A 24,200-nucleotide genomic window follows, 5' to 3' on the forward strand; every position below is an offset into this window, starting at 1 on the left:
GTCCATCTGTAAGCAATTTAAAAACTTGGATAAAATCATGACTACATTGTATCTATGCAGCGCATCACTTGAAACTAAACTTATTCAAATACACATAAATTAACAATTTAGTACACAATCCATGAGCAACCACTAAATATCAGGCAATAAAAAAGCCCCTAAAAAGGGGCTTTTTTTATTAACACTAGTCGTTAAAGCGTGACGTTGTGAATACGCGCTTTTTCTTTAATATAAGAAATATAGCTTCTTGCACTACGTTCAGTCTTCTTATCATTGGCAGCAAGAACTGCACGGTTATAAGCTGACTTGTACTTTTTCAAACTGAGGTATGCTAAAGCTAACTCAAACTGAGCTTCGCCAGGGTTATCAATCCCTGCATCAAGTGCTTTTTTGAGCACTGGAATTGCATCATTGAATTTTTGTTCTAAAGCTAAGATACGACCTTGCTTTAAGAATAAATCACCCTTACCACTAATCGCTGCAGCTTTACCGTAATAGTAAGCAGCTTCTTTTAGCTCTTTAGCATTATGATAAAAACCAGCAAGAGTAGATAAACTCTTCTCGTTTTCAGCAATAAGACCTGACTTCATGTGCTTTTCAAAAATTGTTGCCGCTTTGTAAGGCGAACCTTTTTGCGCTAACAATTGAGCTAAACGAGTAATGTTACCGTCTGTCTCTAAAAAGCCATTTTTATAAGCCAAATCATAAGTTGCTAATGATTTATCATAATCTTCAGTCATTAAGTAAAACTGAGCTAACTGAACCCATAGACGCTTGTCGTCTTGGAACAAAGGAACCATAACTTCTAATACTTTTACGGCTTCTTTGTACTTTTTCTGGTTAAAGTAAGCAGTTAACTTCATCTGATACAGACCTTTATCAGGTGCTTCAGCTAAAGATAAACCCTTATCAGCTACTTGCAGTACTTTGTTCCATTCTTTCAGTTCAGTGTGAGCAATACCGATTCGGCGATACATTTGCGCATCAGCTTTACAGGTAAAGTCCATCCACTTGTAATAGTATGGAATCGCTTCTTTAAACTTTTTTTCCTGTAGTAATAAATCCGCATACAAACGCATTGTTGCAGCATGATCTGTACCACCAAGAATATCAGCGTTTACAGCAGTCTTTAAATACTTGATTGCTGTACCCATCTGACCCTTTTCAGCGTAGAAGTTACCTAACATACGATCAACATAAGCTTTGTCGAAATCGTTTTTAGCATTAGCTTCAAGCAATATTGAAATGGCTTGATCTAAATTACCTTCGGTATACGCTTCAAAAGATTTTTGTACTTTTTTAGCTGCACTTTCGCCTACAGCACGAGATTGACGCTTATCAATCTCACACTTTTCAGCTGCAAATGCAGCACCAGACAACATTGCACTTGTACAGACTGAAAGTAATAACGCTGTAGCGATACTAGTAACTTTACGCATTATCTACCTCCCTTCTCTAAAGTAAAATCAAGTTGTACTGTCATGCCAGCTTGTCTTAATGGCTTACCATCAACAATCTTTGGCTTATATTTCCACTTCTTCAATGCGCGAATCGCTTCACGATCGAATAAACGCTTAGGTTCAGCTTTGATAACAGATACATCATCAACACCACCTAGTTCGTTAATAGTAAAGGTAAGTTGAACCCAACCCTCTTTACCATCTCGAGCTGCAGCAATTGGATACTGAGGCTCAATACGAACGATAGGCGTAGCATCACCATCACGGGTCATCATATTGCCTAGCTTGAAACCTGTACTTGGACCACCAGATTCAATCCCACCCATATTGAACGCCAAGTTGGTGTCAATATTAGATGATGAATCAGGCGGAGTAGTATCCGGCTTCGGTGGCTGCTCCGGTGGTGGAGGTGGCTTAGGTGTAACCCTTGGTTTTTTCTGTGCCTTCGAATCCTGTTTATCCATCGTAATTTCAATAACAGGGGATTCCGCTGAATCGCCGTTGCGCTGCGCACCGCCGCCGACTAGGAAAGCCATGAAAGCAAACAGCCCAAAAGTCACTGCAGCACCAATGATTATTGATACGAGTGCTCTTAGCATATTACTCATTCCCCGCTGATACTGAAATTTTGTCAATACCCGCAGCTTTCACGTTATCAAGCACTTTAACAACTAGACCATGTAAAGCGTCTTTGTCTGCTTGAATCAATACAGCTGCTTCAGGTGCTTCAGCTAACATACGTTCTACGTTTGCTGTTACACGTTCGATATCAACCTGACGGTTTTCCATCATAATGACGCCAGTTTTGCTGATGCCAATAAAGATGTTTGCCGATGGTTTAGACGTAGCCTGTGACGCTTTAGGCTTGTTGTAGTCTAAGCCAGATGGCTTAACAAACGATGTGGTTACAATAAAGAAGATCAGCATGATAAACACGATGTCTAGCATCGGGGTCATATCAATTTGAGCTTCCTCTTCCATACTGGAATGCTTCTTACGTGCCATGTTCAATCTCTCTCTAGTGGTGAGGCATGCTGTCTTTTAGCTTTTCTAAACTGATTCTCATTTTTGAGTCTAAACGAGTGCTAAAGAAAACACCCGATAGCGCTGCAACCATCCCTGCCATAGTCGGCATGGTGGCCATAGAGATACCAGCGGCCATTAAACGAGCATTACTCGTCCCCTGAACTGCCATCACATCGAATACTGAAATCATACCGGTTACGGTACCTAATAAACCAATCATTGGACAAATGGCTACTAGGGTTTTGATTAACAGCATACGTGCATTCAAATCTTGCTTCGCTTGGGATACCCAAGCTTCACGGATACGGTGAGCATGCCAAGAAGTTGTTTCTTCTCTTGCTTCCCACGAGGCAATTACTGCTTGATGTTGTTTAGGTGATATCCAATTTAGATACCAATAACGTTCAAGCATTAACACCCACATTAGGAATAGCACTGCTGCAACCAACCAGAGGACATCGCCTCCGGAGGCCATGAAGCCCCTGACGGAATCCCATACGTCCATCAGGATTAGCATCATTAGTCAGCCCTCTTCTCAGCATGTTCTGCAATAATACCAGCACTTTGTTCTTCAAGAACTTGAACAATAGACTTACTACGCGCAACAACGATTGCATGCAATAACATTAACGGTAATGCAGCGATAAGACCTTGAACCGTAGTGATAAGCGCCATAGAGATACCACCAGCCATCAATTTAGGGTCACCAGTACCGAATAACTGAATTGATTGGAAGGTTGCGATCATACCGGTAACAGTACCTAATAGACCCATCATAGGTGCGATAGCAGCGATAACTTTAATAATAGAGATACGCGCTTCTAAAGCTGGCGTTTCTTTTAGAATAGCTTCATCCAGTTTTAACTCTAATGTTTCAACATCAACATCTTTGTTAGACTGGTAAACTTTCAAGATACGGCCTAGAGGATTGTTACCTGGGTTATCGATGTTCTTACGCTGACTATTCACTTTACCGCCAATAACAGTAAGTGTAACTAAACGCTCAAGGGCAATTAATGCACCTAATGCAAGTAGAGCCAAAATAATATAACCAATTGTACCACCGGCTTCTAAACGGTCTTCAAGGCTAGCCTTGTTAGTGAAGATGTTTAGTAACACGCCACGTGCAGGGTCGATATAGAAAGGAGCATTACCAGAAGTGGTATTTTCCCATGAACCGACTGCACTCACTTGGTAACCTTCAGGCTGTTGAGATAACTCTTGAATCAAGCTTAATTCTGGCTTGTAAACAACATATTTACCTTCAGCAGTTAAGTTAAACGGACCAACACGGTGAATAGAAGTATTCACAACGTTACCGTCAATAGCAGTAACCGCGCCCTCAAACTTAACAACTTTACCCGATTGAACCATTTCAAATAATTGAGCTTCCCAGAATTGTTCTAGTTCTTCAATTTTTGGTAATGATTTACGAGCGCCTAAGTCAGCAATAAATGTATCGCGACCTGGAAACTGTGCACTGATATTCGATGCAGCAAGTTTACCAGCGAAATCGCCAGCTTCACCTTTAACAACACCGAACATTTCACCCAAGTCACCTTGAGCAGTTTTTAAGTCTTCTTCTAACTGGGCTATTTTACGCTCGTTATCTAAGAAGGCTTGGTTTAAATCTTTACCGCGCTGTTTCTCAGCAGACAAAGCGTCTTTTTCACGCTTAAGTAGAGCAGCTTTATCGCCACGTTCTGCTTGGAATTCTCTTTCGCGTTTAGCGTTAGTTTTACCGTCATTTGCACGATCAACTTTAACTTGCTGTAACAGCTGGTCAATAGTTTTCGGTGCATCAGCAGCAGAAACCATACCGGCTGTTAAAGAGAAAGTTGCAGCCACTAGCGCTGATGTAATTAACTTCTTCATTATTGTGCAGTCTCCGCAGCAGGAATTGGTAATGCGAATAGGTCTAGAGCGCCTTGCTTACGAGCAATACGAATACCTTTTGTAATATCGCGTAAGTAGCTGTCTTCTAACTTGTTCCAAGTTTTAGCGTCAGCGTCATACATCCATGCTATTTTCTGATCTAAGCTTTGTGCGTAAAGTGCAACGCGACCTAGGTTGAAGAAGTCAACTAACACTTCTTTACCGTCTAAGCTTAATTTACCAGTGTGAACTGCAACGAAGCTACCGTATTCACGTTCAATGCTGTATGCATCAAGGATTAAACGGTATTTTTCAGCAAGAGTCACCTCTGCTGTATTAAGAATACTTTTTAGGTTCTCAACACGTGCTTTACGAACTTCAGTGTTGAATGGAAGATCTAGATTAACAAACTGATCTAGAGCCTCAACCATTTTAAACATTAATGGAACAACACCTTGGCGTAATTTATCAACGCCATTGATGTCAGTTTGAATTAAATCAAGTGTTTTTTGTTGATCAGCTACCAAGCCTGCAACGTAATCATTATATGATTTTAATGACTCACGTTCGTCAGCAACGCTGCCATACTCAAAAAGCATGTCTTGTGCTTGGTCAAAATATTTGTCGACTTTCTGTTGTGACGCGGCAGACGCAGCATTAAGGCTGCTATCAGCTTTTTGAACGTCAGCTAGAGGACCTGCAACAACGAAGTTGCTACCCGCTAAAGCCAGTGCGCCAACAAGTGCAGTAGCGATTTTTGTTCTATTGCTTACCTTGGACATAGTTCCCAACCAATTTGAAGTGAATTAAAAAGTTCTACTAAAGCGTAAATAACGAATGATAAAAATTTGTTATCAATGTTAATTCGACTAAGTGTGTCTTTTTCTTGTGATTGTTAGTTTTCTTCCCTTTTCCACGCCAGCTAAGGCGCAGACCCGTTGGCATCATTTCACAAAATGTTGACCTGTGTCAACATTTGCAAAGCGTAAAAACGAGTAGAAAGAGCTGTTAAGACTACCAATGTAAATGAAAGGTGAATAAATATACATTTTCAACATAAATCTGTAATAATAAAGCACTACAATTTAAGGTATAATTGTTTTAATTCAAAAGCATAGAAAACCCTAAATTATTGACCGCTTAAATGTATACCTATTTAATTAATCTACGAATTTACTTTTTTGTTGCATTTAAATACCAACTTAACACTTCATTCTGTTCATTTTTCAACACTTTAATCTCATTCAACTCAAGAAAATTTTGCTTAAAAATACTGATAAAATTTGCCAATTTATCTTCATCAAAAGAGGCGTTAACCAACTCCGAAAGTCTTAGTTTTAACGTATCCATTTGTAATTTAATGAATTCGATATATTGTTGTTTTTTTGCTAAAGGCCAAAATACCCCTTCTTTAAAAAACTGAGCAATGAACGTCATTAATTGGCAGTCCTGAGCAGATAGCTCATCATATTCAACTAAAAATTTAATCGATTGGTTGATTTTTATGCGCACACTTTCACAAACAGGATCTTGCTTTATTCGTGTAATATCATGTGCAGTTGTCATCGGTCCCATAGCAATTGCAATTTCACTTAAATATTCAATAAGCTCACTTGTTTGTGGTAAATCAATAAAACTTAATATTTTTTTATTTCTATTCAATATCATTGAATTATCATGATGGAAAACAATTGAAAATTGACCGTTCGCTCTAAGTACTCTTGAAGCTTCTTTTAGTGATAACTCGATAGCGGAGTATTCAAACCCAAACTGCGACATATAAAGGTCTACTGAATCATTTGCAAAAGGTAATGATTCACAGGCTGTATTTGATATCAATTCAATTTCAATTGTTGAATTTTCACTCTTATTATTTTCAGATAATTGCACTTCAGCAAGATCAACACCATACACCTTGCCAACTATTGCGCTAGCCCTTAGTGATTCTCTTAATAATAAAGGAACTGAACCGTTACCTGTGCCGACATCTACCGCTATAAAATCAGTTTGCAAGATAGAAAAGGTATTCTCCCAAACGGACTGTAATATACCTTCATAATTACTAGATAATGAATCACCAAATGATGTTGTATGCCCTTGCCGCCAATACTCAGTCCAATGTTGAGTCACACTAAATTTTCCTTATAAAAGTTTCTATTATAATTTTTAGGATAAATATCATCGATATGTGATATATCAATCAAAAAAGTTCATTCTGATTAAAGTTTTGCATATTAGTTTTACTTTTTTAACCTAAAAAAAACACTGATTAATAAAATTAACCAGTGTTTTTATTATCTAACAATATTGATTAAGATTAGAAGTTCCATTCACCTGCTAGTGTATAAGAACGACCAATATGTCCTGAACTATATAGGGCATCATAACCATTACCGTATTGACCATTACTATCAAATACTGGATCTTCATCAGTGATGTTACGAGCACCTAGGGTATATTTACCATAAGCACCTGCATCATATGAGTAAGTCAAGTTATGGGTCATAAAGCTATCATTAGAACCATTAGTAGACAATGAACCAGTTAAGTTACCGCTACTGTCAGAGGTAGGCGTTTCATAGCTACTTGTAGAAGGAATATAATCAATGTTCCAAGCAAGTGAGTGATCATTCATCATCCACGTTGTTGTAAACTGAGTTTTATATTCTGGCTGTAGTGAGAAACCACCTTGATCTTGCACTGGTCCACCAACATACGAATCAGAATTATATTCAAAGAAATAGTTGGTACTAGAATTAAATCTAATATCACCGATAGAAGATGTTTCTAATAAATACGTTACGTTTACATTAGTACCAGTAACTTCCAAACCAGGACCATTAATAGTCGAAGTTCTAAATATAGGTTGACTAGCTCCATCAGTTGTACGATCAACAGTAATCTTAGCTGCATCTGGGTTAGCAGAGCCTAATAATTCCATCATGACAATATCTTGAATTGGTACAAAACGAATAGCATTATCAATTTTAACGTTATAGAAATCAGCGGTTACACTAAGTCCTTCTACACCACTCCAAACTACGCCGAAGTTAATTGTTTTAGATGTTTCAGCATCTAACTCAGCGTTTGCTTGACGAGTAGTATCGTATTGTAATTCAGGGCAGTCACCATCCGCGATACCTTGAGATCGGCAGTAAACATAGTCATTGGCATAGTCAGCAGCAAAGCTATCTGCTTGAGAAAGAGTTTCCAATGCAGGTGCACGGAACCCTTCACCGTATGATGCTCTTAACATCAAGTCATCTATCGGCTTGTAAGTCAATGAAACTTTAGGCGCTAAATTGGTACCAAAATCTGAATAGTCATCATAACGTGCAGCAATACCCAGTTCTAATTCATCCGTTAGTGGGAATACACCTTCATAGAATACAGCCCATGTATCACGGTCTCTACCAGATGAATTACCGGCTGAGCCCCCAACTAAACCGACCTCAGATTGTGCATCAACTGTAGATGAATATTTAATGTTTGCAGCTTCAGCCCCAACATAATGACCAATCGCACCACCAGGTAACTCACCACCATCAAAACTCACACCTACATAATATTGGTCTAGGGTATAGTCATCCTGTTGTAGTGTTGTTGTCTTCATATTGTCAACACCGTCACCTAACGGGATATCCAAATACAAGTTTGTATATAAGCCTGCATAGCTTAAATAATATTCACCGACTGATTTATTATTAGTGTTACTGTGATGATAAAAAGTTTCCCATACGGCAGTTTCACCAAAGTCACCTTCTAATCCAACCATATAATCTTGTGTCAAATCAGTAACATTACCATCACGGTTACCAAGCTGATACCAACGAAAACGTCCGTCAGTAGTATCATCATATGGATTATGTAATGAATTTGCAGGGATATCATCCCACCCAGCTGCTGCTGGAGCATAACGACCAAATGACTTGTTTTGCGTAATCATTGCACGAGACTTCATACGAAGATCATCAGTTATTTCATAGTTAGCGTTAACAAATATAGATTGACGATCAGTTGAAGCTTGGTTAGCTGACACACCAGAGTATGCAAAACCACAATATTGGTTAGCTCCAGATTCTAAAACACCAACAAAACCATCAACAGTATTGGCTAGATTTTCACACTCAGGCGAAGCCTCCCAAAGACCTGTATAAGGGTTTTTGATACTTGCTCCATAAGAACTGATACCTACTGAAGAATTATAGTCTAAAATACCATTACCATCAGCGTCTTCAGCAAAAGGAGCTGTATATGGACGGTCACGATCAAAAATAGGCTCTTGAACTTGTTTTTCAAAAGAGAATGTAATGTTGCCTTTATCACTACTGATACCTGTAGTGACAGAGAAATCATGTCCATCACCACCTTCATCATCAGGACGGGCGACACGACCAGTAATATTCAGACCTTCAAAATTCTTTTTAGTAATAATGTTTACTACACCAGCGATTGCATCTGAGCCGTAAACCGCTGAACCACCATCTTTAAGAATTTCAATTCTTTCTACAATAGACATTGGTATTTGGTTAATGTTGATAGCTGCGCCTGAAAGTGTTGGTGAAGCAGCTAGGCGAACACCATCTAACAAAACTAGTGTTCTTGAAGAACCTAAACCTAGTAAGTTAACACTAGCTTGAGATTGAGCACTACTACCTGAAGAAGGAACTAAAGAACCAAAACTATTGAATGTAGAAGAACGCAAGGCATCTGCAACACTATAGCGTCCCATGTCATTAAAGTCTTTAGCGTTAATTACTTCAACAGGTGATGCATTTTCGATATCAACTCTACGAATTCGAGAACCTGTAATTTCAATTCGCTCTACTTTTGCACCATCTTCTTCTGCTGCAATAACAGCAGGTACACTTAACGCTGCCGCTGCAGCACCACCGATCAGTGCTAAACGCACCGATTTAGCTAGAATATTCTTATGCATTGTCTATCTCCCTGGACTTTTATATCTTTCTTATAATACTAACTACCTTTTTAGGTGTTAGTTCTATGAGGGGATGTAACAAAAATCATCACAACCACTCATTTACGTATGCAATAAAATCACATTTGATACAACTAATCAACAATTGAAGTGCCGTAAGCGCAAAAGTTAATCAAATGTGATCTCCATTCCTGTTAACTAAAATGGACACTAAAAAATAAAAACATTTAAAAGCATAGGTTTATAGAACTTTTGTTTTATTTTGATAAATTAGGGAACTTAAAAATAAAAAACTTAACATCCTGTTTTGCAGACTGATTTTTTATGCTAGGGCTGATTTTCGAATGGTGTTGCAAGCAATGAAAATTTAACATTTATAACAATAGGGTTTGTCGATAAGTTGTTAACAATTACATTTAAGATACAAAAAAAAGGAGATTGAGGTACTTTTTCGGTCGGTATTTAGGTGAATAATTGACCTTGATGATGGTTTGTTCGACTCAATATAAGTATAGATAATGCTGCGGTATTGATTTTGCATATTTACATATAGAGTATGCATGTCGCTTTGGGGTAAACATAAAATCGCACAATGTTTGCGATAGGAAAGTGTGACGAGGGTACAATGCCATATTACCAGTTTCGACATTATTAAGTTTTAAATTAGCGAGAGTTGATCATTGACTAGCGCATCAAATCGTTGCCCACACAACTGTAAAATAGGTTCAGCAATCGGCTGTATTTGTTTACTAATGTAATATTCGTAATCAATATTATTGGGTTCTGCTTCGACAGGTTGAGCGCCTGTTGTCGTCATCCAATACCTGATTTGATGCCCTCTCCTTGTTGCTTTAGATGTACCCTGTATTTGTGCCAATTGTTTTGCCGCTTTGACATGGGGAGATGATTTTGCAGTGTAGTCTTCAGCATGACGACGTAAACGTTTTTTAAAGATGAGCTCAGAGTCTCTTTCACCTTTTTTTAGCGCGTCTAACTCTTGACGAAGGTAATCGATAACATCCTCACCGTTGAAAAACATCTCGTATAAGTCAAATTGCATCTTACGGGCGATAGGGCTCCAATCACTTCTCACCTGCTCCATGCCTTTGAACGTCAATTTAAGCTTACTGTCCGCCCCTAATGAAGCACCGACATAGCGTTTTTTACTGCCTTCATCAGACCCTCTTAACGTCGGCATAATGAATTGATCAAAGTGAGTTTCAAATTCTAACTCTAGAAAACTGTCTAATTGATATTCAGTCTCACACCAATCACGCCAGCGTGTTGTTATGCTGGTTGCGAGTTGCAACCCCAAGGCATTAATGTCTTTAATCCCATGATTTTCGCCAAGCCAAACAAAAGTGGAGTCGGTATCGCCATAGATAACTTGATAACCTGATTCTTCTATCCATTGCTTGGTCAATTTCATAATTTGATGACCGCGCATGGTAATTGAACTGGCTAACTTCGCATCATGGAATACACACCCTTTTGAGCCTAATACACCGTATAAAGAGTTCATGATAATTTTTATCGCTTGCGATAACGGCGCATTTTTTTCTATTTTTGCCATTTCTCTTTGCGCTGCTAGGCTGGCAACTAAACCAGGTAAAATTGCGTTATCTCGCGCAAAATGTGCACCTAAATAACCTGGCACGGTTGAAGTATTATCACCTTGTTCGGCCAAGCGTAAGCCTTCCACTAATCCTTTGGGGTCAATTAAAAAAGTCCGAATTATCGATGGGTACAAACTTTTAAAATCTAGAACTAATACGTCTTTGTAATGACCAGGGATAGATGACATGACATAACCGCCGGGGCTTTCAAGCCCTTGACTGGCAGGATGTGCTGGAGCAACAAATCCATTGCGATGTAAGTGAGGTAAATATAAATGATAAAATGCAGCAATCGAGGCACCGACACGGCCAAACTCTAAACCTGTTAATTTTGCTCGTTCAATCGCAAAGTCAATCAACTGGGTTTTTTCAAAAATATCCCATACTAATCGGCTGTCGGTGATGTTATAAAATGCTAGCGCATTTTTATCGGTGTGAAATAACGTGGTAATTTCTTGGCCGCGATTCTCGACATGTTCAATAGCCTTACCTTCATCGAGCAGATTTCTTGATACAAACTCTAATGAAAAACTATCAAATTGATAAAATGCCGCTTTTAACCAATCAATGCCGTCAAGCACCACGCGCCCGGGTAACGAGAGTGTTTCGGGCCTAAATTTATCCGCGACCTTCCAGCTTAATTCTGTGCCACCTCGGCCTATTAATAATGGGATATGATGTACAATGCAGCGACGATATAATAAAGCTAAATCAAAAGTGACCACTGCCCAACCAATAATAATGTCAGGGTCGTATTGCTCAAACCAGGCAATAAGATGATGGATAAGTTCGACCTCATCGTTTACCCAAACAATAAAATCATGGCTATCATTTTGTGGTTCGCCAACCATAAACACACATTGGTATTGCTCGCCATATAACCCAACTGAATAGAGTTCGCCATCAAAGCTGCATTCAAAATCTAACGATATTACTGATAAACTAATCTCAACATCGGTTGGTTCAGCTACGGGTTTTCGAGCCCGTTCCAGTGACATTAATGGCAATAAGGTATCGTGATTTGTACTGTGATACTCCCCCACACATTCAATATCAAGGGCAATAAAGCGCTCGATTAAATAACGCTGCTCGGGTCTAATATCGGCTTCAAATAGCGTAATGCCGACATCATTAGCCACCCTAGTCAGCCCTTTTAATTGGCTGTTAGATTTTAAATACAGGGCACAGACGGGTTCATGCGCAAAACTGGTTAACCCAATAGACTCCGCCTTGAGCGTAAAATCGACTTTGTGAGTTAACACATTCACATCTTGCTGACGACAAAAACAAATCACCTCACTGTGATGCAACTCAACTAAAATTGGCCCATTTGCGGTTTTTAAATAATATTGCAACACCAGCTGACCCTGACGATATATCGCATGGCGAGTCAATACTCTGCCCTTCACTCGCGGCAATGCAGACATGCTTTGACGAGCATGGGTGGAATGTTTTAATTGCGGCTGTAAATGTTTCAATGTTATTTATTACTTCGTAGCATGCTAATTCACTGTTATTATGTACAGCATAATTCAGACCACGCAGAAATCATACTTCTATGCTACCGGATACGATAAAAAGTCAAATTCGCACCATTTATAAAGAAATTGCTAATGCTATGCCGCAATTTCGTTCTCGTCGCGAACAAAACTACATGGTAGCTGAAATCTCAAAAACCTTAGCGGGAGAGTATGACAAAGATCGGCGGATTATTGTGGTTGAAGCGGGTACCGGGATTGGTAAGTCACTGTCGTATATTCTTGGCACCATTCCATTAGCATTAGCCAGTAAGAAAAAGGTCTGTATTGCCACTGCAACGGTTGCATTACAAGAACAGTTACTCCACAAAGATTTGCCGTTTTTTTTACAACAATCTGGCGTTGACTTTAAATTTGGTCTAGTTAAAGGTCGGCAACGTTACGTGTGCTTGGCCAAACTTGAAGCCATGATAGGCAATCAAGACAGCTCACAAATGGCCATGTGGCAAACAAAGCCAGATCAAAGCCAAATAAACGAACTGCAAAAACTGCATCAAGATTTCCATCAAAAACGTTGGAACGGTGAAATTGACACCCTGCAACATCCCATCCCAGATTTTTTATGGCAGCAAATATGTTGTGACAAGCACAGTTGTCATCGACAAGTATCAGCACATCACAACTGTCCATTTCATAAAGCACGTGAAGATGTTGATACCTGGGATGTGCTTATTGCTAACCACAGTTTGCTTTTTGCTGACTTAGAATTAGGTGGCGGAGTTATTTTACCTGATCCAGAAGACATGTTTTATGTTATCGATGAGGCACACCATTTACCGATTGTGGCAAGAGATTTCTCCAGCGCGCAAGCCACGTTACGCGGGGCTTGTGATTGGTTAGAAAAAGCCTCTAAAACCTGCTCTAAGCTGCAAAATCAGCTTAAAACAAATAACATTATTGCTCCTGTGCAAGCCATGCTTGATCACACAACCGATTTAACCAACTTATTAACTCAAGTCGCGCATTATTGCGATACCCAACCGCAATTATTTGCCAACCCAGAAAGCCGACTGCGCTTTGAGCACGGGCAATTACCACAAGCGCTATTAATTCAGGCAGAAAACTTAGCCACGGCCTCTGGCGCTGCTGTTAAACAGTTTAATAAAGTGGTGTCGGTGCTAAGTGAGGCAATAAAAGACGGTGAAGTGCCCAAGCATCAATCTGAAGGGTTATTGTCTGAAACAGGCTTTATTTTACAACGCTTAGATAATTTGCATAAGCTGTGGAAAATGATGGCCAAAGAAGACAGTAAAAAAGGCGCACCAATGGCACGCTGGGCAGAACTGATTACCGGAAAGCAGCAGGATTACTTATTTTGCTCATCGCCAATCGAAGTCGGTTTTATGCTCGAGTCTATGCTATGGCAAAAAGCGGCTGGCGTTGTATTGTGCAGTGCAACATTACGAGCACTAAACAACTTTAACCATTTTGCTCATCAAGTCGGATTAGGCATTAATGATGGCACACGTTTTTTAGCCTTGTTGTCGCCCTTTGATTATGAAAATAACGCCACGTTGTTTATTCCACAAATGGTTACAGAACCTACCGATGATAACTATACGGCCGAGATTGCTGAGCACATTGTTGCATTAGTGGATGGCGAAATGGCCACACTCGTATTATTTGCATCTTACTGGCAAATGGAAAAAGTGGTCGATTTGGTCGAGGGCAAAATAGCCAAAGATCAGTTATTTGTTCAAGGTGAAATTCCAAGACAACAAATTTTAGAAAAACATAAGCAGCGTTGTGACGATGGTTTACCCAGTATTATATTCGGCACAGGCAGTTTCTCAGAAGGTCTGGATTTACCGGGCGACTATTTAACCAACCTAATTATCACTAAACTGCCTTTTGCTGTACCAACATCACCGGTAGAACAAGCCCATGCGGAATACGTGAAAGTAAAAGGTGGTAATCCCTTTTTACAGCTGACAATTCCAGACGCATCGCGTAAATTAGTCCAAAGTTGTGGTCGCTTGCTGCGTAAAGAGCAAGATTACGGACGAGTGACTATTTTAGACCGCCGCTTAGTGACCAAACGTTATGGCAAATCATTGATTGATGCCCTTCCCCCTTTTAGACGTGTTATTGAATAGGTATTGAGTTGGATTTATTATTAGACCCTAGCCATTGGGCAGTATTAGCGGTCATCGGAATTATTGCAGGTTTTATTGATGCCATAGTGGGTGGTGGTGGTTTATTGTCGATACCAGCATTGCTAACAGTAGGCATTCCACCTCATTTAGCCTTAGGCACTAATAAGTTAGCGGCATGTTTTGGCTCGTTAACCTCAAGTTTTACCTTCTATAAACAGCAATTATTTAACCCTGCATTATGGAAAGCCAGTTTTTTTGCTACCCTTATAGGTTCTGTCTCAGGATGTATTCTGGTTTTCCTCATTGACCCGACTTGGCTAGACAAAATCTTGCCGCTATTAATTATCGGCATTGCCATTTATACCTTATTCAGTCCCAAAGCCATGGGTGATAACAATGTCAGCCTCCCCATTGAACGTTCGTCTACTGGCAAACAAATCTCGCAAGGTTTTATACTCGGCAGTTATGATGGCTTTGCCGGGCCGGGTATTGGCGCATTTTGGACCGTGTCATCAGTATCAATTCACAAACTCCCTTTGTTGCACAGCTGTGGCTTAGCAAGGGTGATGACCTCTGTGAGTAATGTTACTGCGTTAGTTATATTTGCCTCAATGGGACAAGTGCAGTGGATGCTAGGGTTATGGATGGGTGTTTGCATGATGGCCGGCTCTTATATTGGCGCACGAAGCGCAATTCGATTTGGCATTCCTTTTATTAAACCTATTTTTATCGTTATGGTATTGTCGATAGCCATTCACCTAACTTGGAGTGCTTGGGGATGAATACCCAACAACTGGTTTTAATGTTAAAGCAGCAACTGACTCAACTTGAGCAAGATGCCCTAATGCATGACCAAAATTTAGCACCCAACCAGCGACAAACCTTGCAACAAACCGAACGATTTAACAGCCAACTTTTCGCTCAACAAGGTGGTTTGCTGAGCCCATGTATTTCACAACTTCGCCAAGACATTCAAAAACTAGAAAAACAATTATTACTTAAGCTGAGTGGTCCTGTTATTCAACTCAGTTGTGATCGCATACAAGACCGCTTTATCGCGCTAAAAAGAGCCTTGCTCACCACCGACATTAATTTAAAAGCCGAAGCACAACGTAAAGCCAGTAATCGGGCGCGTTATGCAAAAAAACAACAGCAAGCGGTGCAAGACAGTGGATTTGGTTGGATAGCCAGTAATGTGATGCAAAACAGTCATCAACTATATGCCGAACTGAACAAACATCTCAACTGGGCGAAAAAAATTGAGCAAAAAATACAACAAATGGAAGCAAATCTTGAATTCTGTCATAGTGATGACAAAATTCAATTGCAAAATGACATACTTTTGATGCATCGTCGCTTAGGAAAATGTAAACAAGCAACAAGTTATATTGAAGAGCGCATTCAATTATTTGAACGACCTCGCCAAAGTTACCCTCGTTAAGGAGCAACAATGAAATCTGTATTCACCACTAGTGCGCTGTTAGCATTTTTAACTTCATCATCAGTATTTGCAGCTAATTTAACTATTCCCATGTCTTTTGAATATTTAGCTCTTGATGGCGAAGCAATTGAAACAAGTATGTTTAAACATCAATCCGACTTAACATTAGCCAATGGCACCCATAAAATCGCCATCCGCTATCATGATGTGGTCGATGACTCGTTCAGTGACAGTCAATCATTTGTAAAATCCACACCGTTCATTGTTACGCTAACGGTAGATGGTGATTATCAATACAGCCTAAAACCGGCTAATGGTGATGTTATCAAAAAGCCAAAAGCCTTTGCTAAAGCGCCACAAGTCGAAGTGAGCCGCCAGGACAACGGCTCTGTCTCTTATAGTGTTGAGCAAACCAATTTTGCAGAAGAAACCTTTATCACTAACTTGTTTAAAACCAATAAACAACAAGACTTTGAGAGCTTGTCTGCCTCAGCGACGGGAGATGGCAAAACGGTTGTCACACAGGCACCGGTGCAATCAGACATTGCTGTTGCAACCAATATGGCACCCGTGGCGGCTGTAACGTCAGTAACAACCAAAGTACCCGCTGGCAAAGCAACAACCCCAGCACAAGCTGAGCAAATGTTGCAGTATTGGTGGTTACAAGCCGATGAAAAAACCCGCAAAGAGTTTATGGGTTGGGCCATTAAGCAACTTTAAATGTTAACAGCCATTCCCTTTGTGTATCACGCCAGCTATTCTCGGCTGGCGTTACCTCACACCCATCGATTTCCAACCACAAAATATCAACTGCTATATGAATATGCACTTGAGCAACAATTACTGCTTGAGTCAGCAATGCATACTCCTGCCCCCATCAACATCGAAACACTTTACACTGTGCATTGCCCGCAATATGTTAATCAATTCACCAACGGATTGCTCGAGCATAAAGCGCAACGACGTATTGGGTTTCCTTGGAGCCAACATCTTGTCACCCGCACCTTACATGCCGTCAATGGCACAGTATTGTGCAGCCAATTAGCATTAGAATATGGTTTTGCGGTGCATTTAACCGGCGGATATCATCATGCTCATTATGATTTTGGCAGCGGGTTTTGTGTCTTTAACGATTTAGTTCTTGCGGCAAAATCAGCCATCGACAGCGGTAAAGCAGATAAAGTACTGATATTTGATTGCGACGTACATCAAGGTGATGGCACAGCGACATTAGCTCAGCGGTATCCCAATATTATTAGCAGTTCAATCCACTGTGCGCAAAACTTCCCCTCACGCAAGCAGCACTCAGATCATGATATTGATTTAAACAAAGGCTGCAGCGACCAAGAATATATTGAGCACATCCAACAAATACTGCCTTTCCTTATTCGGATGCATCAGCCTGATCTTATTATTTATGATGCTGGGGTAGATATTCATCAAGACGATGATTTAGGATACTTCAATATTTCGACCCAAGGTATATTAGCAAGAGATACCCAAGTGATATCAATAGCCAAAAGCCACAACATCCCGCTTGCAGCTGTGATTGGTGGAGGCTATAGTCGTAATGAAGCCGAGTTAACTCATCGACATAGCCAACTACTTGTGGCAGCAAATGAGTTATGGTTAAGCAAAGGCGACTAATCAACATAGCTCGTGTAGCCAACGCTTACACGTAATATATTCGACATAGACGTCGACAACACACTGGTCTCAATGGAGCATATAATGCACTTAGATATTCGTAACTATTATGAAGTTCTATTAATGGAAATACTGAGAGATGAAGGCTTAATGGAAGAGCTGCCTGAAGAATACTTGGCCGATTTATGTTGCGTCACGCTAAATCAATTACCCGTGCGTTACATCCGTCACTTAGTCGATACCTATTTTTTTGAAAATTACCAAGAATTGCACATGATGAAAACCGAGATTTACGATGCGCTTGAAAAGTCTCGTCAATTTCTTAAAGCCAATTTACAAAAACGCTTAAAAGAAGAAGCAGAAATAGCAGCGGCACAGCAAATTTAAAGATAATTATTCGAGGGTATGCGTAGTTTACTGCCCTTTTAGGCAACAAATTAAAGATAGATGAACTAGTGAAAATGATGTGGGGATAAATTTGGAGGTTCCCCTAGAGCCGACACCCCGGCACACGAGTCGCTTGCTGCGGTTGCTCCCTTCCGGGTCTGGCCGAGTTCACAAGTTATCATTGCGGGGGGACCCTAGGGTCACCATTGACTTCTGATAAACAAAGCTTGTTTTTCAGAACGAGGCGATTATCCCCTAACCTATTGGCTTGATCAAGCCTTAATCTTAATAACTGTGTAATCACTAGTTTAGTTGCACAATACTTATGCAAATTCAACCAATATGCATTACATCAACTCGCTAAGTGAACGCCTTGATTCGATTTCTTTGTATAATTATTTGTAATCAAGCTTATGCCCGCCAAAGTTGTTCTCAATCGCTACTCTCAATTAGGCAAAGATTAACTTAAGCTAAGTTAAGGACAAAATTTTGGTTTTAACTGCTTGTGAATGACATTCATTATTTACTCCCAAAGGAATAGTCAGATCTTAGTCACAACTCTACACTTATTTCGATGAGTAACTTGCAAAGGTTAGCTAATATGAAAATTGAATAAAATCCGCACACTGTTAACCCTTAGTGAATTGCGCGATAACTAAAAAATGCAGGGAATAGATGATGAAAACAATTACCGTTCGTCCCGTAACAAAAGCGGTGCTAAGTGCAGGGCTAATCGCTTTGGCACTATCAGGCTGTGGAGGCAGCGATGGTGCCAATGGTGAAGATGGCCCAGATGGCATTATCGGTGTCAGCATTGACAGCGCATCAACACTAAAAGCCACAATGACAGATGCAACGGTGACAGACGGTAAAGTCAACGTCACTTTTAGCCTCAAAAACGGCAATGGCGTAGCTGTACTTGGGTTAACAAAAGATCATGATCTTCGCTTCGGCATTTCACAATTAACGCCTGTTACCGAAATGGTCGGTGACACACAAGTCGATCGCGGCTATCAATGGCAGTCTTATATTAATGTATTAAAACAGCCGAATACCAGCACGATCCCCGATGGCGAAACCAATATATCCCCCTCAGCTCAATACCAAGCAGAAGTAGAAGCCGCTTCTGCTTGCGATACTTGCTTTGTTGATAATCAAGACGGGACGTATCAATACACATTCCAAACCAATGTTAGCCAAATAACAGAACCATTAACGATTACCTATAATCAAGATAATACCCAGCGTATTACCCTTGAGTTAAAACAACCGCTCATTACTGCAAATGCACATTATGACTTCCAGCCATCTACTGGGTTAACCGAAGATATCGCCTCACGAGATGTGGTTTCAATTGAGGCCTGTTATACCTGTCACCAACCAGATAGTCTTGAATTACACGGTGGCCGCAGAATTGATCTTGAAAACTGCGCATCGTGCCACACGGCTACATCTGGGGATCCAGAAACCGGCAACAGTGTTGACTTTGGCTACATGATCCACGCTATCCATAAAGGCCAAGACCGCGTAACACATACCGCAACAACGGAAGAAGCTGCGCCGTATAAAGTCATTGGTTATGGCGGTGGTGTACATGATTATGGCAATGTGATGTATCCACAAAAACCTGCTGCTGATTGCAGTGCATGTCACGTTGAAGGCGCTAATGCCCCTCAAGATGCCGCATTATTTAACGCCAATAAAAGCGACACAGCTTGTATTGCTTGTCATACAGAATCAGCCTCTGAACATCATGTTGGTTTAAGTACACAATGTACTTCATGTCATATTGAAGAAGGTTACGCTCGCAGTGCAAAAGAAGCTCACGGCGATGTGATGAAGGCCTATAACGAAACCCAAACCATGAATGTCGTCTTTAGCGATACTACCGTTACTGCTGAAGGCAAATTTAGTACGACCGTTAAATTTACCGATGCATCGGCAAATGTCATTGCTGCTGAATTTGTCGACACTGGCAGTCGCATCGTGATGGCATGGGACAGCAACATAGATTACCCAGCTTATAACGATGCCAGTTACAGCAACAGACGTATTAAACTCAGTGAAGGGATTGCAAACGCAGACAATAGTTGGACCTTAGTGTGGAATAACGTCACGCTACCCACTGACTATGTGGGTAAAACGTTTGAACTTTGGTCAGCGGTAACCGCGTGTTACAACAATGGCGGCTATGGTCGCCCAGAAGTGAAGTTAACCGCATGCTCTGCCGATGATGTGAGAAAAGTTGAAATAAAAAGCAGTGCATATCATTTTGTCATGGCGGCAGCGGCAGTAAATACTAGCCAAACCGCGGCATCTCGCCGAAACATAATCGATACAACAACTTGTCAAGGATGTCACAACCAAGAAGTATATCACTATGACAATGGCGTCAACTGCCAAACTTGCCATACCTCGGATAAAACGCTAAAAACTGATGCAACCTATCCAGGCGGTAAAAAATCGACCAGCTTTGCGTTTAAAGCACACAGTGCTGAAGGTCACTATCTTAAATATGCGGGTGTTGAATCAGGTACAGTGTTAAAGACTGACTGTAAAACATGTCACACCACTGACGGCATAACGCTAGGCCGTGCAGAAGATAGAGTATGGCGATACGCTGATACCGAAACAGGTGCTGATGTTTGGGTGTCATCTGACACTGGTGCATGCTTAAGCTGTCACCAAAAGTACATTACTGATGCCACCGTGTCGCACATTGAAACCAATGGCGGTATTACTGACGGCATGAGTGAAGATGATGTGCGCACACGTTCAGCAGAAATGTGTTCAACCTGTCACACACCAACACGTATTAATGAAAGCCACGGCTTTTAACGCCAATACACGATAATCTGTCGTAATGATTAAAAGACCCTAGCTTTTGCCTAGGGTCTTTTTATATTACGAACAATTAATATGCTTTAAGTCCGTATTTTATATACCTCTTTATTAATAGCCTGATCACCATCACACAATTGCGTTCGCTTTACAGACGTCTTGTTGTTTGTAAAGTAATCTTGGTACTGGGAAACCTTATTCCAACATCAACTTAACTGAATTAGATATTGCAGAACATACTGCCAGTAAGTTAGATGGATGACCTTTGCAGGGAAAAGATGATGAATATAACACACACAAAAATTGCATTATTACTTGCTATGTCAGCATCAATGACACTGGTAGGTTGTGGCGGCGGCAGTGACGGCGAACCAGGTAACCCTGGCAATCCAGGTGGTGAGCCAGCGGTAACCATTCAAGTGCTTAACCTTGATATTACCGATGTGACCTACCAAGACAACAAGCCAACAGTCACTGTATTTGCGACCAATGAAAATGATCTGCCTATCGCAGGATTATCAGCATTAGAAGTCAAAAAAGTGGTTCAGTTAATTCCTGCCGGTGCTAGCGGTGCAGGTAATTCAGCCCAATGGCAATACATAGGTTCGGAAAAAACGTTTACCGATTTAGGCAACGGCAAATACACTTTTACCGTGAATGTTGAAGGGTTTAATCCAGAGCTCACACAACGTTACAATGTCATATCAAGCGCATCAACACTCCTTGATGGCGTCTCAACATCACCCAGAGCTGAAATCACAGAAGACTTTGACGGTGAAGGCTATAGTGCTAAATACACCAAAAATATTGTTAGCGATGCCACCTGTAATACTTGCCACGTAAAAGGCGAAAGCATTTATCACAGCTATACCGACTTAACGACCTGTGTAAGTTGTCACACCAACGAAATGGCAATCGAAAAAGACAAAGTACAAGTCGACTTTAGCCACCTTATACATAACGTTCATAACAACGCAAAAATGTACGGACGTAATCTCGATAAAAGCGCAGAAGCCGCGCACGCAATCGTGCAAGACAACTGTACAACGTGCCATGTTGAGTCAGAACAATTAACTGAATGGAATAACTGGACACGCATTCCAACCATGGAAGCGTGTAGCAGCTGTCATACCGACATTGACTTTAAAACAGGTCAAGGCCACCCGCAACAAGTTGATAATTCAAACTGTATCGCTTGTCATAATGCAAGCTGGACCGAAACCTTACATACCTCAGCCTTTGGCGAGAAAAAAGCCTTTATCAACCAATATGGTATGAGTGCGACATTGGTCGCCAATAAAGCCACAGCAGAAGATAAGTCAGCCACGTTATCAGTAACCATGTTAGACGCTGCTGGCGCAGTAATTGATGCCACTTCACTTGTGAGCAAAATCCAACGTCTTGAAACCATCACTAACGTTGGGCCAAACTTCCCTATCATGGGGTACAACGCCAGCCCAGGCAGTGGACTTGCTAAAGTGAGTAAAGACTTTATTAAAGTGGGTCTGTTGCAAACGGATGTAACCATTGCCGATGGCAAGCTAGTTTACAGCATCGCATCGCTACCTTTTGGTAGTGGTGATACCGACACAGCCTTTAGCTTTATTGGCCTAGAAATGTGTAACGACGGGAGCCAAGCAATCGATTGTGCCGATGGCGTCGCCACCACCAGCATGAAAGCAGAACTTGCCCATGCAACTTACTCAGGTAATGCCCCTAGTTACCGTCATATCGACTCAGTTAATTTTGCTTCTTGTGAAAGCTGCCACGGAGAAACCTTTGAACTGCATAAAGGTTATCATGCTGGATTTATCATGACTGAACAATTGGGCCGTGAGCTAAATGGAGAAATGACCGTAGGTGTGGATGGATGTGTCACTTGTCATACACCAGACGGAACCTATGCTTCTGGCGCAAACCAAGGCGCACTTGAAATGAAACTTCACAGTGTACATGGCGAGCAAGGTATTATTAAAGACTGTACTCAATGTCACGACGACTTCAACCTAGATGCATTTAAAGTGAAAGGCGCCCTTGCCACTTCAGCGGGCTTATACACCACACCTATCACAGCAACATGTGCATCTTGTCATGGCTTTGATGAAATCTCGCAACATGCCACCAGCCAGGGCGCTATTGTCAACGGTAGCTACCAAGAAGCAAACGATGCTGCGCAGTTAGAAACTTGTTTCTACTGCCACGCACCTAGCATTGAAAATCACACTCAAGTAAAACTGTAATCTGTTCATTGAGAGAGAAGCCAGGCTTCTCTCTCAAGCTGTGACATACATTATCAGACTGTTGATCATCACAATGGACAAATTAGGAAGTCTACTTATGAAGACCACAAACCAAATTAATACCCTACTACTCGCCCTACTTTGCTTGACGGCATCAACCGTATTTTTGTCAAATCAAGTACACGCTGCAAAGTGGGATGCCACCATGACACCGGCTGAAGTTGAAGCCACACTCGATAAAAAATTCGCCGAAGGAAAATACTCCCCTAAAGGCGCAGACTCATGTTTAATGTGTCATAAAAAATCAGAAAAAGTCATGGACCTCTTTAAAGGTGTCCATGGTGCAATTGATTCATCAAAAAGCCCAATGGCAGGCCTACAGTGTGAAGCATGCCACGGCCCATTAGGCACCCACAATCGCGGCGGCAAAGAGCCGATGATTACCTTTGGCCCGAACTCAAGCCTCGCAACCGATAAGCAAAACAGCGTTTGTATGAGTTGTCACAATGACGACAAACGCATGACATGGGAAAGCAGCCATCATGCAAATGCAGACGTAGCCTGTGCTTCTTGTCACAGCGTTCATGCCGCGCACGACCCTGTATTATCAAAGCAAACCGAAATGGACGTTTGTACCAGCTGTCACACTAAACAAAAAGCCGACATGAACAAACGGACAAGTCATCCTATGAAATGGAACCAAATGACCTGTAGCGATTGTCATAATGCCCATGGCAGCTTAAGTGATGCAGATCTTGTTCAACCTACTGTTAACGAAACTTGCTATACCTGCCATGCAGAGAAGCGCGGCCCAAAGCTGTGGGAGCATGCACCCGTGACAGAAAATTGCGCAAATTGCCATAACCCTCACGGGTCGGTTAATGATGCAATGTTAAAAACGCGTGCTCCACAATTATGCCAGCAATGTCACTCAGGCGACGGCCACACAAGTAGTGCCTACCTTGGCAACACCGATATGGGTTCAACAGTAACTGGCAATGCATTTACTGGCGGACGAAGCTGCTTAAACTGTCATAGCCAAGTCCATGGATCAAACCATCCATCGGGCAAGTTATTGCAGCGCTAAGGAGATA

The 24,200-nt window shown here is 41.1% G+C and carries 18 protein-coding genes and 1 other RNA gene; 9 read left to right on the top strand and 10 right to left on the bottom strand.

The genetic code is table 11. From position 1 onward, the window contains the following. Window positions 1-191 precede the first annotated feature (191 nt). The 9 genes from AC19MX_RS08890 to AC19MX_RS08930 form a co-directional block, all read right to left on the bottom strand. Window positions 192-1,439: a tetratricopeptide repeat protein gene (locus AC19MX_RS08890; RefSeq protein WP_498297715.1), complete on the bottom strand. Its 1,248-nt coding sequence runs from the start codon at window positions 1,437-1,439 to the stop codon at window positions 192-194. Further along, window positions 1,439-2,059: an energy transducer TonB gene (locus tag AC19MX_RS08895; protein WP_432405129.1), complete on the bottom strand. Its 621-nt coding sequence runs from the start codon at window positions 2,057-2,059 to the stop codon at window positions 1,439-1,441. Before AC19MX_RS08895 ends, AC19MX_RS08890 begins: the two co-directional genes overlap by 1 nt. A 1-nt stretch (window position 2,060) precedes the next feature. Further along, on the bottom strand, window positions 2,061-2,465 hold the full coding sequence (locus tag AC19MX_RS08900; RefSeq protein WP_124016392.1) for an ExbD/TolR family protein: 405 nt from the start codon (window positions 2,463-2,465) through the stop codon (window positions 2,061-2,063). A 13-nt stretch (window positions 2,466-2,478) separates the two neighbouring features. Then, window positions 2,479-3,006, bottom strand: coding sequence for a MotA/TolQ/ExbB proton channel family protein (locus AC19MX_RS08905; protein WP_011638074.1), 528 nt, complete (start codon window positions 3,004-3,006; stop codon window positions 2,479-2,481). After that, window positions 3,006-4,361 (bottom strand): MotA/TolQ/ExbB proton channel family protein, encoded by a 1,356-nt coding sequence (locus AC19MX_RS08910; protein ID WP_498297717.1) that lies wholly within the window; start codon window positions 4,359-4,361, stop codon window positions 3,006-3,008. Before AC19MX_RS08910 ends, AC19MX_RS08905 begins: the two co-directional genes overlap by 1 nt. Further along, entirely contained in the window at window positions 4,361-5,143 is a 783-nt protein-coding gene (locus AC19MX_RS08915; protein WP_432405121.1) for a DUF3450 domain-containing protein, read from the bottom strand. The genes AC19MX_RS08910 and AC19MX_RS08915 overlap by 1 nt, the downstream gene beginning before the upstream one ends. A 391-nt stretch (window positions 5,144-5,534) precedes the next feature. Then, on the bottom strand, window positions 5,535-6,491 hold the full coding sequence (locus AC19MX_RS08920; protein WP_498297719.1) for a class I SAM-dependent methyltransferase: 957 nt from the start codon (window positions 6,489-6,491) through the stop codon (window positions 5,535-5,537). 187 nt (window positions 6,492-6,678) lie between these two features. After that, window positions 6,679-9,300, bottom strand: coding sequence for a TonB-dependent receptor plug domain-containing protein (locus tag AC19MX_RS08925; protein WP_432405116.1), 2,622 nt, complete (start codon window positions 9,298-9,300; stop codon window positions 6,679-6,681). 658 nt (window positions 9,301-9,958) lie between these two features. Beyond that, complete coding sequence (locus tag AC19MX_RS08930) at window positions 9,959-12,343, bottom strand: DNA polymerase II (protein ID WP_498297751.1); 2,385 nt, start codon at window positions 12,341-12,343, stop codon at window positions 9,959-9,961. A gap of 131 nt (window positions 12,344-12,474) precedes the next feature. On the opposite strand from AC19MX_RS08930, the gene dinG reads away from it, so the two are divergent. The 6 genes from dinG (at window position 12,475) to AC19MX_RS08960 (ending at window position 18,025) form a co-directional block, all read left to right on the top strand. Beyond that, on the top strand, window positions 12,475-14,550 hold the full coding sequence (gene dinG / locus AC19MX_RS08935; RefSeq protein WP_432405111.1) for an ATP-dependent DNA helicase DinG: 2,076 nt from the start codon (window positions 12,475-12,477) through the stop codon (window positions 14,548-14,550). An 8-nt stretch (window positions 14,551-14,558) separates the two neighbouring features. Continuing rightward, window positions 14,559-15,332 (top strand): TSUP family transporter, encoded by a 774-nt coding sequence (locus AC19MX_RS08940; protein WP_498297721.1) that lies wholly within the window; start codon window positions 14,559-14,561, stop codon window positions 15,330-15,332. Next, window positions 15,329-15,991 carry a primosomal replication protein gene (locus AC19MX_RS08945; RefSeq protein WP_432405103.1) on the top strand — a complete coding sequence of 221 codons (663 nt, stop codon included), beginning with the start codon at window positions 15,329-15,331 and terminating at the stop codon, window positions 15,989-15,991. Before AC19MX_RS08940 ends, AC19MX_RS08945 begins: the two co-directional genes overlap by 4 nt. A gap of 9 nt (window positions 15,992-16,000) precedes the next feature. Beyond that, the gene (locus tag AC19MX_RS08950) at window positions 16,001-16,711 is read left to right on the top strand and encodes a DUF2057 domain-containing protein (RefSeq protein ID WP_432405100.1); all 711 of its coding nucleotides are present in this window, start codon (window positions 16,001-16,003) and stop codon (window positions 16,709-16,711) included. Beyond that, window positions 16,712-17,638, top strand: coding sequence for a histone deacetylase family protein (locus AC19MX_RS08955; protein ID WP_498297723.1), 927 nt, complete (start codon window positions 16,712-16,714; stop codon window positions 17,636-17,638). An 84-nt stretch (window positions 17,639-17,722) separates the two neighbouring features. After that, window positions 17,723-18,025: a late competence development ComFB family protein gene (locus AC19MX_RS08960; protein ID WP_188954750.1), complete on the top strand. Its 303-nt coding sequence runs from the start codon at window positions 17,723-17,725 to the stop codon at window positions 18,023-18,025. 100 nt (window positions 18,026-18,125) lie between these two features. On the opposite strand, the gene ffs is transcribed toward AC19MX_RS08960, so the two are convergent. Then, window positions 18,126-18,223: signal recognition particle sRNA small type (ffs, locus tag AC19MX_RS08965), an RNA gene on the bottom strand. 477 nt (window positions 18,224-18,700) lie between these two features. On the opposite strand from ffs, the gene AC19MX_RS08970 reads away from it, so the two are divergent. The 3 genes from AC19MX_RS08970 to AC19MX_RS08980 all read left to right on the top strand — a co-directional run bounded on the left by AC19MX_RS08970 (window position 18,701) and on the right by AC19MX_RS08980 (window position 24,193). Next, on the top strand, window positions 18,701-20,863 hold the full coding sequence (locus AC19MX_RS08970; RefSeq protein ID WP_498297725.1) for an OmcA/MtrC family decaheme c-type cytochrome: 2,163 nt from the start codon (window positions 18,701-18,703) through the stop codon (window positions 20,861-20,863). A 281-nt stretch (window positions 20,864-21,144) separates the two neighbouring features. Next, window positions 21,145-23,106, top strand: a complete 1,962-nt coding sequence (locus AC19MX_RS08975) for an OmcA/MtrC family decaheme c-type cytochrome (protein WP_498297727.1) — start codon at window positions 21,145-21,147, stop codon at window positions 23,104-23,106. A gap of 97 nt (window positions 23,107-23,203) precedes the next feature. Then, on the top strand, window positions 23,204-24,193 hold the full coding sequence (locus AC19MX_RS08980) for a DmsE family decaheme c-type cytochrome (RefSeq protein ID WP_498297728.1): 990 nt from the start codon (window positions 23,204-23,206) through the stop codon (window positions 24,191-24,193). Window positions 24,194-24,200: the final 7 nt, after the last annotated feature.

This window comes from Shewanella sp. MF05956, assembly GCF_059758055.1.